This is a genomic window from Roseibium salinum (genome assembly GCF_026240905.1).
GTDB lineage: Bacteria > Pseudomonadota > Alphaproteobacteria > Rhizobiales > Stappiaceae > Roseibium > Roseibium salinum.
The window spans coordinates 2,426,086-2,440,877 of the sequence record NZ_JAPEVI010000003.1 but is presented as its reverse complement, the minus strand read 5'-3'; the positions used below and the strand labels follow the sequence as shown (position 1 = coordinate 2,440,877).

Annotated in this window: 14 protein-coding genes; 12 read left to right on the top strand and 2 right to left on the bottom strand. The window is 62.3% G+C overall.

All coding sequences use genetic code 11. The annotated features are described in order from the left end of the window. Positions 1 to 2 precede the first annotated feature (2 nt). The 7 genes from ctaD to ON753_RS15820 all read left to right on the top strand — a co-directional run bounded on the left by ctaD (position 3) and on the right by ON753_RS15820 (position 5,643). Complete coding sequence (gene ctaD, locus ON753_RS15850; protein WP_265963585.1) at positions 3 to 1,598, top strand: cytochrome c oxidase subunit I; 1,596 nt, start codon at positions 3 to 5, stop codon at positions 1,596 to 1,598. 150 nt (positions 1,599 to 1,748) lie between these two features. Further along, positions 1,749 to 2,684 (top strand): heme o synthase, encoded by a 936-nt coding sequence (locus tag ON753_RS15845; protein ID WP_377046989.1) that lies wholly within the window; start codon positions 1,749 to 1,751, stop codon positions 2,682 to 2,684. Positions 2,685 to 2,688: 4 nt separating this feature from the next. After that, positions 2,689 to 2,853, top strand: coding sequence for a hypothetical protein (locus ON753_RS15840; RefSeq protein ID WP_265963584.1), 165 nt, complete (start codon positions 2,689 to 2,691; stop codon positions 2,851 to 2,853). A gap of 20 nt (positions 2,854 to 2,873) precedes the next feature. Next, positions 2,874 to 3,470 (top strand): cytochrome c oxidase assembly protein, encoded by a 597-nt coding sequence (locus tag ON753_RS15835; protein ID WP_265967175.1) that lies wholly within the window; start codon positions 2,874 to 2,876, stop codon positions 3,468 to 3,470. Positions 3,471 to 3,518: 48 nt separating this feature from the next. Further along, positions 3,519 to 4,391 carry a cytochrome c oxidase subunit 3 gene (locus ON753_RS15830; protein ID WP_265963583.1) on the top strand — a complete coding sequence of 291 codons (873 nt, stop codon included), beginning with the start codon at positions 3,519 to 3,521 and terminating at the stop codon, positions 4,389 to 4,391. An 85-nt stretch (positions 4,392 to 4,476) separates the two neighbouring features. Continuing rightward, positions 4,477 to 4,866, top strand: coding sequence for a DUF983 domain-containing protein (locus ON753_RS15825; RefSeq protein ID WP_265967174.1), 390 nt, complete (start codon positions 4,477 to 4,479; stop codon positions 4,864 to 4,866). Positions 4,867 to 4,887: 21 nt separating this feature from the next. Then, positions 4,888 to 5,643 carry an SURF1 family protein gene (locus ON753_RS15820; protein WP_265963582.1) on the top strand — a complete coding sequence of 252 codons (756 nt, stop codon included), beginning with the start codon at positions 4,888 to 4,890 and terminating at the stop codon, positions 5,641 to 5,643. Positions 5,644 to 5,898: 255 nt separating this feature from the next. Here the strand turns inward: ON753_RS15820 and ON753_RS15815 are convergent, their stop codons facing one another. Beyond that, positions 5,899 to 6,387: a peroxiredoxin gene (locus ON753_RS15815; RefSeq protein ID WP_265963581.1), complete on the bottom strand. Its 489-nt coding sequence runs from the start codon at positions 6,385 to 6,387 to the stop codon at positions 5,899 to 5,901. A 162-nt stretch (positions 6,388 to 6,549) separates the two neighbouring features. Further along, the gene (locus ON753_RS15810) at positions 6,550 to 7,374 is read right to left on the bottom strand and encodes a protein-disulfide reductase DsbD domain-containing protein (RefSeq protein WP_265963580.1); all 825 of its coding nucleotides are present in this window, start codon (positions 7,372 to 7,374) and stop codon (positions 6,550 to 6,552) included. 179 nt (positions 7,375 to 7,553) lie between these two features. On the opposite strand from ON753_RS15810, the gene ON753_RS15805 reads away from it, so the two are divergent. From ON753_RS15805 to ON753_RS15785, 5 genes are all read left to right on the top strand, one after another. After that, the gene (locus ON753_RS15805) at positions 7,554 to 8,150 is read left to right on the top strand and encodes a YqgE/AlgH family protein (protein WP_265963579.1); all 597 of its coding nucleotides are present in this window, start codon (positions 7,554 to 7,556) and stop codon (positions 8,148 to 8,150) included. A 331-nt stretch (positions 8,151 to 8,481) separates the two neighbouring features. Continuing rightward, positions 8,482 to 9,888: a threonine synthase gene (thrC, locus tag ON753_RS15800; RefSeq protein ID WP_265963578.1), complete on the top strand. Its 1,407-nt coding sequence runs from the start codon at positions 8,482 to 8,484 to the stop codon at positions 9,886 to 9,888. A gap of 4 nt (positions 9,889 to 9,892) precedes the next feature. After that, positions 9,893 to 11,182, top strand: coding sequence for a M16 family metallopeptidase (locus ON753_RS15795; protein WP_265963577.1), 1,290 nt, complete (start codon positions 9,893 to 9,895; stop codon positions 11,180 to 11,182). Between the two features lie 16 nt (positions 11,183 to 11,198). Beyond that, positions 11,199 to 11,837, top strand: a complete 639-nt coding sequence (locus tag ON753_RS15790) for a GNAT family N-acetyltransferase (RefSeq protein WP_265963576.1) — start codon at positions 11,199 to 11,201, stop codon at positions 11,835 to 11,837. A 31-nt stretch (positions 11,838 to 11,868) separates the two neighbouring features. Then, positions 11,869 to 14,778 (top strand): EAL domain-containing protein, encoded by a 2,910-nt coding sequence (locus tag ON753_RS15785; protein ID WP_265963575.1) that lies wholly within the window; start codon positions 11,869 to 11,871, stop codon positions 14,776 to 14,778. Positions 14,779 to 14,792: the final 14 nt, after the last annotated feature.

Here is a 14,792-nt window from a genome sequence, read left to right as displayed (position 1 = left end):
ATATGGCTGCGAGCGAAGCACATGCGGGACATGACCATCCGACCGGATGGCGCCGGTGGGTCTATTCGACCAACCACAAAGACATCGGCATGTTGTATCTTTATTTCGCGATTTTTGCAGGAATCGTAGGCGGCGCGCTCAGCGTTGGCATGCGGATGGAACTGCAGGAACCGGGAATGCAGATCTTCAGCAATCCGCACACGTTCAACGTCTTCACGACGTCGCACGGTCTGATCATGATCTTCTTCATGGTCATGCCGGCGATGATCGGCGGCTACGCGAACTTCTTCGTGCCGATCATGATCGGCGCGCCGGACATGGCGTTCCCGCGGATGAACAACATCTCCTTCTGGCTTCTGCCGCCGGCCTTCCTGCTCTTGATCCTCTCGCTGTTCGTCGAGGGCCCTCCGGGCGCCAACGGCGTCGGCGGCGGCTGGACGATCTATCCGCCGCTATCGACCTCCGGCCAGCCCGGCCCGGCAATGGATCTTGCGATCCTGTCCCTGCACATCGCCGGTGCCTCGTCGATCCTGGGTGCGATCAACTTCATCACGACGATCTTCAACATGCGTGCCCCGGGCATGACCATGCACAAGATGCCGCTGTTTGCCTGGTCCGTGCTGATTACCGCGTTCCTGCTGCTTTTGTCCCTGCCGGTACTGGCAGGTGCCATCACCATGCTGCTGACGGACCGCAACTTCGGCACCACTTTCTTCGCCCCGGCGGGCGGCGGTGATCCGATCCTGTTCCAGCACCTGTTCTGGTTCTTCGGCCACCCGGAAGTCTACATCCTGATCCTGCCGGGCTTCGGCATCATCAGCCACATCATCTCCACCTTCTCCCGCAAGCCGATCTTCGGGTACCTCGGCATGGCCTACGCCATGGTCGCCATCGGCGTCGTCGGCTTCATCGTGTGGGCACACCACATGTACACCGTCGGCATGTCCGCCGAGACCCAGGCCTACTTCGTCGCCGCCACCATGGTGATCGCGGTGCCGACCGGCGTGAAGATCTTCTCCTGGATCGCCACCATGTGGGGCGGTTCCATCGACTTCAAGACGCCGATGGTCTGGGCGGTAGGCTTCATCTTCCTGTTCACCGTCGGTGGTGTGACGGGTGTGCAACTCGCGAATGCCGGTCTCGACCGTTCGTTTCACGACACCTATTTCGTTGTGGCGCACTTCCACTACGTTCTGTCCCTCGGTGCCGTGTTCGCCATCTTTGCGGCCTGGTACTACTGGTTCCCGAAGATGTTCGGCTACATGTACAACGAGACGATCGGCAAGGCTCACTTCTGGATCACCTTCGTGGGCGTGAACCTGGTCTTCTTCCCGCAGCATTTCCTTGGGCTTAACGGCATGCCGCGCCGCTATGTCGACTATCCGGATGCGCTTTCGGGCTGGAACTTCGTTTCCTCGATCGGTTCCTACATCTCCGCCTTCGCGGTCCTGGTGTTCATCTTCGGCATCGTCGAAGCATTCGCCAAGAAGCGTGCCGTCGGCAACAACCCGTGGGGTGAAGGGGCAACGACGCTGGAATGGACGCTGACGTCGCCGCCGCCGTTCCACCAGTTCGAAACGCTGCCGCGTATCAAGTAGATCGTGGCCGGAGGTTTGCCCTCCAACTCAAGATCGACACCGCGCCGGGGCCCGGCGCGGTGGATATTGCTAAAACTGTCGGGATGGCGTGCCGCCATTCAGCGCAACACGAAAGCGCAGACAGCAATGGGTAATTCAAAGGACGCGCCCATGTCGCTCATAGAGCGCCAGGATACGATGAGGCAGGATGCCGCCGTCTGGAACGGCGGAATGGGCTCGGTGAGCGACTATGTGGCGCTCCTGAAACCCCGTGTCATGTCGCTGGTGATCTTCACTGCCTTTGTCGGCCTGATGCTGGCTCCCGGCTCCGTGCATCCGGTGCTGGGTGCGGTCGCGATCCTGTGCATTGCCATCGGAGCAGGGGCCTCCGGAGCGTTGAACATGTGGTACGACGCCGATATCGACCAGATCATGTCGCGCACCAGGAAGCGCCCGATCCCGGCCGGAAAAATCACCCGGGAAGAAGCGTTCGCCTTCGGCATGACCTTGTCGGTCGGCTCTGTCGTCCTGCTCGGTCTCTTGGTCAACTGGTTCGCAGGCGCGTTCCTGGCCTTCACCATCTTCTTCTATGTCGTCATCTACACCATGTGGCTGAAGCGCTCCACACCGCAGAACATCGTCATCGGCGGCGCCGCCGGCGCCTTTCCGCCGATGATCGGCTGGGCGTCGGTTACCGGAGGCGTCAGCGTGGAAAGCTTCGCGCTGTTCCTGATCACCTTCATGTGGACACCGCCGCATTTCTGGGCGCTGGCACTGTTCAAGAGCGGCGACTACCGCGCCGCCGGCATTCCCATGCTGCCCGTGGTCGCCGGGGAAACCAGCACGCGGCATCACATCCTGGTCTATGCGCTGCTGCTCGCACCGGTTGGTGCCGGACCGTACTTCCTTGGGTTTGCGAGCCCGGTCTACGGGGCCGCCTCCGCCCTGCTTGGCCTGACATTCGTCGCCATGGCAGCGGATGTCTGGCGCAAGCGGGAAGGCGACGCTGCCCGGCTGGCTTGCGTGCGGTTGTTCAAGTTTTCGATTTTCTATCTGTTCATGCTGTTCGCCCTGCTTCTGGGCGAGAGCCTGATTGTCGGGGTCTGAGGCGATGGCGGACGACGAGGACAAGGGCATCCGGCTGACGGAAGAGCAGAAAAGGAAGCGCCGTTCACGGTCGATCGCAATCGCCATTGTCCTGGCCGCGCTGGTTGCCCTGTTCTATGTGGTCACCATCGTCAAGCTGGGGCCCGGCGTCATCGACCGGCCGCTTTGAGGGGATGTAAGGTGAGCAACATGGACAACGGCCAGAACCTGTCGCGCAGCAACCGCAAGGTGGCGGTGGTGTGTGCCGGCGTGTTCGCCGTTATGGTCGGCGCGTCCTATGCGGCCGTGCCGCTCTACAATCTGTTTTGCCGCGTGACCGGCTTTGGCGGAACCACGCAGGTGGCCGAGGCGGGGAGCGATGTGGTCATCGACCGGATGATCACCATCCGTTTCGACGGCAACGTCAACCATGAGCTGTCCTGGAAATTCAAGCCGAAGCAGCGTTCCGTGACGCTGAAGATGGGTGAAACCGCCCAGCTTGAATATCTGGCAACCAACACCGGCGACATGACCACAGTGGGAACCTCCACGTTCAACGTGTCGCCGCCGACCGCCGGCATCTATTTCAACAAGCTGGATTGCTTCTGCTTCACCGAGCAGGAGATCAAACCCGGCGAAACCGTCGAAATGCCGGTCGTCTTCTTTGTCGACCCGGAAATGGACAACGATCCCGAGCTGAAAACCGTGAAGGAAATCACTTTGTCCTACACCTTCTTCCCGGTAGAAGAGCCGGAACGTCCTGTTGCAGCGCGGACCGAAGAACCTGCTGCTGAAACGAATTTGTGATTGGCGCGAGTACCGCGCTTGAGATGACAGTGTTTGGGGAGCTTGCCGATGGCTGAGGCACATACCAAAAATCACGACTACCACCTCGTGGATCCGAGCCCGTGGCCGTTTATCGCGTCTATCGGCGCGTTTCTTATGGCCCTTGGTGCCATCGGCTTCATGAAGTCGGCACAGGGCAGGGAGTTCGTGCTCCTGGGCATCGATCTCACCGGATGGGGCCTGTTTGCGATCGGCCTCCTGATCATCCTTTACGTGATGTTCGGCTGGTGGCGCGACACTATCCGCGAATCCCGCGAAGGTCATCACACCCGGGTCGTTTCACTGCACCTGCGCTACGGCATGCTGTTGTTCATCGCGTCGGAAGTGATGTTCTTCGTCGCCTGGTTCTGGGCCTATTTCGATGCGGCGCTCTTCACCGGCGAAGCCATTCAGTTCGCCCGTGTGGAAGCCACGGGCGGTCATTGGCCCCCCGAAGGTATCGCGACCTTCGATCCCTGGCACCTGCCGCTGCTCAACACGCTGATCCTGCTGTGCTCCGGCACCACGGTCACCTGGGCCCACCACGCGCTGCTGCACAACGACCGCGAAGGCCTGAAATGGGGCCTGGCCCTGACGGTCATGCTCGGCGTGATCTTCACGCTCTGCCAGGCCTACGAGTATGCCCACGCCGCGTTCTCCTTCGGCGGCAACATCTATGGCGCCACCTTCTTCATGGCGACCGGGTTCCATGGCTTCCACGTGATCGTCGGAACCATCTTCCTGGCAGTCTGCCTGTTCCGTGCGCTGGCCGGCCACTTTACGCCGGAGAAGCACTTCGGCTTCGAGGCCGCCGCCTGGTACTGGCACTTCGTCGACGTCGTCTGGCTGTTCCTGTTCGTCTCCATCTATATCTGGGGCGCAGGCACTCCGGCAGCTCACTAAGGCGCCGTAGCCCGAACATCGTTCGCGCCCGATCCGGTTTCCGGATCGGGCGCGATTTCGTTCAATGATTGCAGCGAGGCTGGACATGGAAGACAAGGCGCATTTTCCCGCGGTCAACCCGGTTTCTGCAGGCCTTGCCGGCAAGTGCCCGCGCTGCGGTCAGGGAAAGCTGTTCGACGGCTTCTTGAGCGTCAAGACCTCCTGCGCGTCCTGCGGCCTGGATTACTCCTTTGCCGACAGCGGCGATGGTCCGGCCGTCTTCGTCATCATGCTCGTCGGCTTCATCGTCGTCGCCCTGGTTCTGTTCGTGGAACTCGCCTATCAGCCGCCGATGTGGCTTCACATGGTCATCTGGCTGCCATTGACGGTTCTTCTGGCCGCAATGGTATTGCGGCCGCTGAAAGGCCTGCTCATCGCCCTGCAGTTCCGGCACAAGGCGCAAGAAGGCCGTCTTGACGACGGCGGGGAAACGTAAAGACGGAAGACTTTCCCGCCCATGGGACCCATCCGAAAACTTCTGCTACCGGCTGCCGCCGCTGCTGCAGCCCTCGTTATCCTGCTCAGCCTCGGCTTCTGGCAGCTTGACCGGCTGGCCTGGAAGGAAAGCCTTATTGCCAAGGTCGAAGAGGCCGTTTCCGCGCCTGCGGTCGAAGCGCCGGGCCCTGCCGAATGGGGCAGCCTTGAGGAAGAGGACGACTATCGCCACGTCAGGGTGACCGGCAGCTTCCTGGAAGACGCGGTCTTTTATTACACCGCCCTGGCGGACCCGGCCGGACCGATAGGAGGCCCGGGCGTCATGGTCTACGCGCCGTTCAGAACATCCGATGGCTGGGTGGTGCTGGTAAACCGCGGTTTTCTTCCGCAGGCCCTCGCCGAAGACCAACGCCGCGCCGCCACACTGCCGCCCGAGGGCCGGCTGGAACTCACCGGACTGCTGCGCCTCAGCGAAAAACCCAACTGGACGACACCTGAGCCAGACATGAGCGACCGGATCTGGTTTGCACGCGATACCGGGGCGATGGGTGAGGCTCTCGGCGTCGAACCGGCCGCCCTTGCGCCTTACAGCATCGACCTCGACGCCGAATTCACGCCTTCGAGCGGCCTGCCGCAGGCCGGAGAAACGATCGTCCGCTTCAAGAACGATCATCTCGGCTACGCGCTCACCTGGTTCGGCCTGGCCACCACGCTGGTCGGTGTCTTCCTGACCTATGCAGCCGGCATTCTGTGGCCGCGCAACCGCAAGACCGGCTGACAAAACGAAGACGGAGCCCGCACTGGGTTCTCATTCAGGCCGACAAATCTTCCGGTCGTCCTCCCGGCCAAGCGCAGCGCGAGCCGGGACCGGAGCGCCCCAAGCCTTCGCCTGCCATCCGACAGACACCCGGCTCCCCGATCCCGGATCTCCGCTTTGCTCCGTCCGGGACGACGATGGAGGGGAGGCGCCTTGTCGGCAACCGAGAGAGCCCGCACGGGGCTCTCTCTGAGACTTCGGCTATCCGGGTTCAGCTCAGCCGAGCGCTTCCAGGATTGCGGCCGCACCGGTCCTGGTCGCTTCACTCGGGGTTTCTTCAACGGCCAGGAAAGTCACGACGCCGTCCTTGGCGATCAGGGCGAAACGCTGGGAGCGCACATGGCCGAAGATCGGCGCGGGGCCAAGGCCAAGACCTGCCGCCTCGACGAATTCGGCCGCCGTATCGGCGAGGAAAGTGATCTTGTTGCCGGTGTTCGAGGCCTTCTGCCAGGCATCCATGACGAAGACATCGTTGACGGCGACGACGGCAATCTCGTCGACACCCTTGTTCTTCAGCGTTTCGGCATGCTCCACAAAGCCCGGCAGGTGGTTCATGTGACAGGTTGGCGTGAAGGCACCCGGCACCCCGAACAGGACAACGGTCTTGCCGCTGGTCAGGTCGCTGGTGGTCATCTCGCCAGGTCCGTCGGCGGTCATCGTTTTGAACGTGGCGTCCGGCAGGCGGTCCCCAACCTTGAGTGTCATAGCATTCATCCCTTTTCTCTATGGCTGCAGAAACGAAAGGCAACCCGCAGCACAGATAGGGCGTTCCGCTGCGCCCGTCGAGTGAAGCTTCGGCAAAAAGGGGAGTTCGACCGGCAAATCGCGTTCCGGTTTGGTGTCGGAGCTTCGCAGGTGGCGAGGTGCCTATTTCACCCAGTCCGGACCGATCGGCTGCAGATGTTCGACGGCCTTGTCGCCGGCCGTCAGAACCAGGCGGAGCATGTTGTCGCCGGCGGAAGCCGCAAGGCCCTTGGTCGACAGGCGCCAGGTCGCCCTGCCTGCCGATTGGCCGGTGAATTTCGGAAGCCCGATGTAAGAGCCTTCAGGAGCGGCCGCGAAGAGATCCGGGCTCTGGCCGTCCCGCACTTGCGCCTCGATGACAAGGCTGTCCCGTTGGTCCGACAACGTGACCGAACTGATCCTCAGGTCCCCGTCCGCACCTGCTTCAGGCACTGCCGCAAGATCCCGTTCGATCAGCCTTGATGCCAGTCCGTCCGTTTCCGCTGCCGGGTCGAGGTCAAGCGACAGGGCCGCGTCGCCGGGCACGCAGATTTCCTTGCAGATGCCGAAGAAGACATCCACCGAGAGACGGACCCTCCGCTCGGCATGCTCGGGTGTCACCCTGATCGGCAGCACGATGCCGTCATGATAGACGATCGATTCCGAAAAGCCGTCATCGTAGCGCTCGGGAGCGGGGTACAGCACCTCGGCGTCCGCGAGGTTTTCGGCGCCTTCGAAGCTGATCTGCGGCGGAATGCCCGCGTCTCCCGGATAGCGCCAATAGGTGTGCCAGCCGGGCTCCAGAAGAAACTCCAGGCCGGCCAGGTATTGGCCGTTTTCCAATGGGCCTGCCGCAATAAGCCGCACGGCGCCGCCCTGGACTTCCGTCCAGTCCGTCATCTCGGCCCGGGCCGGGGAGGAGACCGCGGTCATCACCGCGGCGGCGAGGGAAATGGCGATCCGTTTCATGTGTTTGTGCTACACGAGTTTCAGACAATCGTCATGTGCGGCAATACGCAATCCGGGTCATTTCCTCGTGACGGTTTCGTGAGATGCGCCGTGATCCGGGCAAACAGACATTAACAAACCATCTCAAAAAGGATATGCTTCCAGCGGAGGCAGAGGGCGCCAACATAAACGAGGTACTCATGGCCGGAGCCGAAGCAACAGAATCCCTTGAGGGACACTTTCTGATTGCGATGCCGAGCATGGCGGACAGCCGGTTCGAACACTCCGTGATATACGTTTGCTCTCATACCGAACAAGGGGCCATGGGATTGGTCGTCAACCAGGTTGCCCGGCACCTATCCCTGGAAGAGCTGCTGATCCAACTGGACATCGTGAATGACGACGACGCCATACGCCTGCCGCCCCGCGTGCGCGACATGAATGTCCACAAGGGCGGTCCTGTCGAGGTGGAGCGCGGTTTCGTGCTCCATAGCGACGATTTCATTTTGAACCAGTCCACCCTTCCGATCGACAACGGCATCTGCCTCACCGCGACACTCGAAATCCTGCGGGCACTGGCGCTTGGCGAAGGCCCCTCTCGGGCGATGCTGGCTCTGGGCTACTCGGGCTGGGCGCCGGGACAGCTGGAACACGAGATCCAGTCCAACGGCTGGCTCACCGCCCCTGCCGACCCCGGCATCCTGTTCGACAGGGATTTCAGTTCGAAATGGCATCGGGCTCTGGGTACCCTGGGTATCGACCCGGCCATGCTGTTTTCCGATGCCGGCCACGCCTAGGATGCGGCCAATGGGTGCGGACCACGTTTACGGCGGCCAGGCGCTGGCGCATCCGGTCCACCCGCAGTCACCATTTTGCCCAAAAGCGACTTGCGCTTGAATGTTATGGCGCGTAAGTCGCAACAATGGCATGGTTTGTTTCAAATCGACCGGGATTCAAGTAGGCTGGACGTCTGGCGCGGGGTGAAGACTGCCCGGCATGTCAATCCGCTGCCACCGGAAACTGCATGACGGCGAAGCGGTTGATCGATCATGAGATATTGCAGCATCCTGTGTGCGCCTGCCGGCGCCGGATGTTGCGGAAGGCAAGAACAAAAAGGGAAGTGACGCGGTGAAATACGTCAGTACGCGTGGTGAGGCGCCAGTCCTGGAGTTTTCCGATGTCCTGCTGCAGGGGCTCGCGCGTGACGGCGGTCTATATATTCCCGAAACCTGGCCGCAATTCGACGCCGCCACTATCGCCTCCTTCGCCGGAAAGTCCTATCAGGACGTCGCCTTTGCGGTCATCCGCCCGTTCATCGGCGATGCCATTTCCGAAGACGATCTGAAGGTCATGATTGCCGACGCCTATGCCGGCTTCCGGCATCCGGCCGTCACGCCGCTGGTGCAGACCGGGTCCAACACTTTCATTCTGGAGCTCTTCCACGGCCCGACCCTGGCCTTCAAGGACGTGGCCATGCAGCTGCTCGGCCGCATGATGGATCACGTGCTTGCGGAGCGGGGGATGCGCGCCACCATCGTCGGCGCCACCTCTGGCGATACCGGGGGCGCCGCCATCGAGGCCTTCCGCGGGCGCGACCGCACGGATATCTTCATCCTGTTCCCCGACGGCCGTGTCTCCAGCGTCCAGCGGCGCCAGATGACCACGCCTTCGGAAGCCAACGTCCATGCCCTGGCGCTGACCGGGAACTTTGATGATTGCCAGGCGATCGTCAAAGGCATGTTCAACCATTTCGCCTTCCGCGACCGGGTCGGGCTCTCAGGGGTCAACTCGATCAACTGGGCGCGGATCCTGGCGCAGATCGTCTACTACTTCGTCGCGGGCGCCGCCCTGGGGGCGCCGCACCGGAAGATCTCCTTTACCGTGCCGACCGGCAACTTCGGCGATATTTTCGCTGGCTATGCGGCCATGAAAATGGGGCTCCCGATCGAGAAACTGGTCGTCGCAACGAACGTGAACGATATCCTTGCGCGCACATTGGAAACCGGCCGCTACGAGAAGCGCGGTGTGACGCCGACAATCTCGCCTTCGATGGACATCCAGGTCTCGTCGAATTTCGAGCGGCTTCTGGCCGAGGTCTGCGGCCGCGATGGCGAAGCGGTCCGGCGAATGATGAACCAGCTCGGCCAGTCCGGCAGCTTCGCGATCGACGCGGGCCCGCTCGGCGAGATGCGCGCGGTATTCGGCGCGGGCCGGTGCAACGAGGACCAAACGGCGGCAACCATCGCCGACATGTGGTCCGAGGCGGGCTACCTGCTTGATCCGCACACGGCGATCGGCGTGCATGTTGCCAGGGAACACGATGATGGTTCGGCCCCGATGGTGGTGCTGGGCACGGCGCATCCGGCCAAATTCCCGGATGCAGTCGAGAAGGCTTCCGGCATTCGGCCGGAACTGCCTGAAAACCTGAAAGAAATGATGAGTGCGGAGGAGCGCCAGCAGGTTTTGGCGGCAGATCAGCGTGTGGTGGAGCAATTCATCGAAGACCACGCCCGGGCCGTCACCGCAGGGGTGTAACTATATGAATGTAAAGACTACTGTGCTTGAAAACGGGTTGACGGTCGTAACCGACCAGATGCCTCACCTGAAAACCGCGGCGCTGGGAGTGTGGGTCCGGACGGGCTCACGGGCGGAGACCCCCAGCCAGAACGGCATTACCCATCTTCTGGAACACATGGCCTTCAAAGGCACCGGCAGCCGCACGGCCCGTGGCATCGCGGAGGAGATCGAGGCGGTCGGCGGGGAGCTCAACGCCTCCACCAGCATCGAACACACCAATTACTATGCCCGTATCCTGGCCGAGGACATGCCTCTGGCGGTCGATCTCCTTGCCGACATCCTGCAGAATTCCACGTTCGATGCGCAGGAACTGGTCCGCGAACAGCACGTGATCCTGCAGGAAATCGGCGCGGCGAACGACACGCCGGACGATCAGGCCTTCGACCTCTTCCAGGAAACCGCCTGGCCGGATCAGGCCATCGGACGGCCGATCCTCGGAACGCCGGAAACGGTGAAGGGTTTCGACCGCGATGCGCTGAACGCCTATCTCGCCGAGCGGTACCGGGGTCCGGACATGGTACTGGCGGCCGCCGGCGCCGTCGATCACGATGCATTCGTTGCGCTGGCGAAAGAAAAGTTCGGCGGCTTCAGCAGTGAAGCGGCGGCTCCGGAATCGCAGGCCAGCTATTGCGGCGGCGAGGCCATGCGCAACAAGGACCTGATGGAGGCGCAGATCCTCATCGGCTTCGAGGGCCGTCCCTACAAGTCGAAGGACTACTACGCGATCCAGATCCTGGCATCGGTCCTGGGCGGCGGCATGTCCTCGCGCCTCTTCCAGGAAATACGCGAGAAGCACGGTCTGTGCTACGCCATCTACAGCTTCCACTGGGCGTTTTCGGACACCGGCCTCTTCGGCCTGCACGCGGCGACCAGCCATGACGACCTTGCGGCTCTCATGCCGATGATCGCCGATGAACTCGTTGCGGCAACGCAGACCATCACCGATGAGGAGGTTGCCCGGTCACGCGCCCAGATCCGCGCGGGCCTCATGATGGCACTGGAAAGCCCGGCCGCACGTGCAGGGCAGATTGCACGGCAGATCCTTGTCCATGGCCGCGTGCTGACCCCGGACGAGATTGCCCGAAAGATCGAGGCGGTGACGGCGGCGGATATCCGCCGCGTGGCGCATGAGACCTTTGTCGGCACCACGCCGACGCTGACCGCGATCGGCCCGATCGACGGCATCATGAATGCAAGCGAACTGGCGGAGAGGTTACAGCAAAGCCCGGTTCTGCGGGCTGTATCAATGTAGGCACGGAGAGCGGGGCATGGCGCTGCTGCGGCCGGGATCATCGACAGATACGGAATTGCTGATCGAGGCCGGGGGATATTATTTGCGTCCGCCGGTCATGTACGACTTCAGGAACTGGTCGAGCCTGCGTGCGGAGAGCCGCGCCTTCCTGAAGCCCTGGGAGCCGCTCTGGCCCTCCGACGACCTCACCAGATCCGGCTTCCGCCGACGCTTGCGCCGCTATGCCAGGGACCGCAAGGAGGGGCGCAGTCTTTCCTTCCTGCTGTTCCGTGCCCGCAACGATGAGCTCCTTGGTGGCCTGACCCTGAGCAACATCCGCAGGGGTGTCAGCCAGACTGCGACACTTGGCTACTGGATGGGGCAGAGATTTGCGGGAAAAGGGCATATGTCCTCCGCCGTCGCCATGATCCTGCCGTTTTGTTTCGACGTGTTGAATCTTCATCGAATTGAAGCGGCATGTCTGCCGACCAACTCGCCATCCATCCGACTGCTCGAGAACGCTGGGTTCCACCGGGAAGGATACGCACGCAACTATCTGTTGATCAACGGAAGCTGGCAGGATCACCTGCTGTTTGCGTGTTTGGCGGAAGACCACGCGTCGCGGCCTGGAAGAGTGGCACCGAGTATCGAGGGCATCTTGAAAGAATTCTTGTGACATGCGCCACAACCCGGTAGTTCTTCGCCCCATGTCGATTTTGTTACCGGGCCCAATCAACAGCGTGTTCAAAAGCCTCGTCATTGCTCTTTGTCTGATTGTCTCGGCGCTGGCGGCAATTCCCGCCCAGGCGCTCGAGCCGATTCCCGTACCGCTCGACATCGAAGCGCTGGACATCACCAACTCGATCGAGTTTCACCGGGACGCCGGGACCCGCCTGCAGGTGTCGACGGCACCGGGCGCCGATGGCATCGTACGCCGCATCGAGGTGCCCTCGCGCGAGGGGACAAACACCAACTGGGCCGTCTTCGCTCTGGCCAATACCAGCGACGAGCAGATCGACCGGCTGATCGTTGCTCCGAACTACAAGCTGGCTGGATCCGATCTCTTCTGGCCGGATCTGGGCTCCTCGCGCATCGCGGCGATCACGCCGAGCCAGGGCATCGCCCCCGCGCGGCAGAAAAGCATGGAAGCCGATGTCTTCCTGGTCACCCTGGACCCCGGGTCGATCGTGACGTTCGTGGCCGAACTGACGACACCCAACCTGCCGGAAGTCAGGATCTGGGAGCCGGATGTCTACGAGGAAACCATCAACGCCTATACGCTCTACCGCGGCATCATCCTGGGAATCTCCGGCCTGCTGGCGCTGTTCCTGACGATCCTGTTCGTCGTCAAGGGCACCGTGATGTTTCCGGCGACCGCGGCGCTGGCCTGGTCGGTTCTGGCTTATCTGTGTATCGACTTCGGCTTCTGGAGCATGGTGTTCAACCTGGGCGGCGGCGGCAGCCAGCTGGCGCGCGCCTGTGCGGAGGTCATGCTGGCCGCCAGCTTGATCATCTTCCTCTATGCCTATCTCAACCTCAATCGCTGGAACATCCACTATTCCCATCTGGCGCTGACGACGCTGATCCTCATTCTGGGGCTTCTGGGCGTTGCCGTGTGGGATCCGTCGATCGCGGCCGGCATCGCACGGCTTTCCCTTGCAGTAATCGGCGTGCTGGGCTTTGTGACGATCGCGGTTCTGGCATTCCAGCATTACGACCGCGCGATCCTGCTGATCCCGACCTGGTGCCTGCTGATGGCCTGGCTGGTGGGCGCGGGCATGACGGTCACCGGCCTCCTCGTCAATGATATCGTCCAGCCTGCCCTTGACGGCGGTCTCGTGCTGATCGTCCTGCTGATCGGCTTCACGGTGATGCAGCATGCCTTTGCCGGCGGCGCCATCGCGCAGGGCCTGATCTCGGACGTGGAACGCAAGGCCCTGGCCCTGACGGGGGCAGGGGACATCATCTGGGACTGGGATATCGACCGGGACCGCATCTATACGGGCAACGAGGTCGAAGACCTGCTCAACATCAAGCGCGGCACGCTCGACGGTCCGGCCCGCGACTGGCTGGACGTTCTCCACCCGCAGGATCGGGACCGGTTCCGGGCAACGCTCGATGCGGTGATCGACCAGCGCCGCGGCAAGGTCGTCCAGACGTTTCGCCTCAGGTCGGAAGACGGACATTTCCGCTGGTTCCGCCTGAGGGCGCGCCCGATCATCGGCTCGGACGGCGAGGTGATCCGCTGTGTCGGCACGCTGCTCGATGTCACCGAGGAACGCACGGCCGAAGAGCGGCTCCTGCACGACGCCGTTCACGACAACCTGACCGGCCTGCCGAACCGCGAACTCTTTGTCGACCGCCTGCGCACCTGTGTCGTCCGCTCGAAAGCGGAGGAATCGTCGAAGCCGACCCTCATGGTGCTCAATCTCGACCGGTTCAAGCAGGTCAATGACAGCATTGGCCTGTCCGCCGGCGACAGCATTCTCCTGACCGTGGCCCGCCGTCTCGGCCGCCTGATCGGCCAGCAGGATACGCTCGGCCGCCTGTCGGGAGACCAGTACGGTCTCGTCCTGCTCTCCGAACTGGAGCCGGACCGGATCGTCACCCTGGCCGATTCCCTGCGCAAGGCCGTGCGGGCACCGATCACGTTCGGCGACCGGGAGATTTTCCTCACCTGCTCCGTCGGCATCGCCTTCTTCGAGGGCGGCAAACAGGGCGTGGAGGATTTGCTCACCAACGCGGAAATCGCCCTCAATCATGCCAAGCGCCTGGGAGGCGATCGCCAGGAAGTGTTCCGCCCGATCCTGCGCCCGCTGGACAGGAACATCGTCGATCTGGAAGCCGATCTGAGGGAGGCCATCAAGAAGGAGACCCTCGGTGTCTTCTTCCAGCCGATTATCCGCCTGCAGGACCAGTCGGTCGCCGGCTTCGAAGTGCTCGCCCGCTGGAACCATGCCAAGCGCGGCAAGATCTCTCCGTCCGAGTTCATTCCGGTGGCCGAACAGTCCGGCCTCATCAACGAGCTCGGCATGTACATGCTGGACAAGGGCGCGCAGCAGCTCGCCCTGTGGCAGCGCGAATTCGGCACGCCGCAGCCGCTTTTCGCCTCGGTCAACCTGTCATCACGCCAGTTGCTGAAGCAGGACCTGATCAACGACGTGAAGGCCGTCCTGTCGAGAACGTCGCTTGAACCGGGCACACTGAAGCTGGAGCTGACGGAATCCCTGGTGATGTCCAACCCGGAATATTCCGCCAAGGTGCTGGAGCGCCTGCGCGGACTGGGAGCGGGACTGTCGCTGGACGATTTTGGCACCGGACATTCCTCGCTGTCGTACCTGCAGCGCTTCCCGTTCGACACGATCAAGATCGACCAGTCCTTCGTCAAGCCGAACGGCTCGGCGGCGAGGCCGGTCCTGTTGCGAACGATCGTGGCAATGGGACACGACCTGGGCATGTCGGTCGTGGCGGAAGGCGCCGAAAGCGAGACCGATGCGCTGGAGCTCTATCAGCTCGGCTGCGAATTCGCGCAGGGCTATTTCTTCGGCGAAGCGGTGTCGGCGGCCGAGGCGACCAAGATGCTGCGCAAAATGCCGGCTGAAGCGGAAAGCGCATAGGGCTCGCCGCCCGT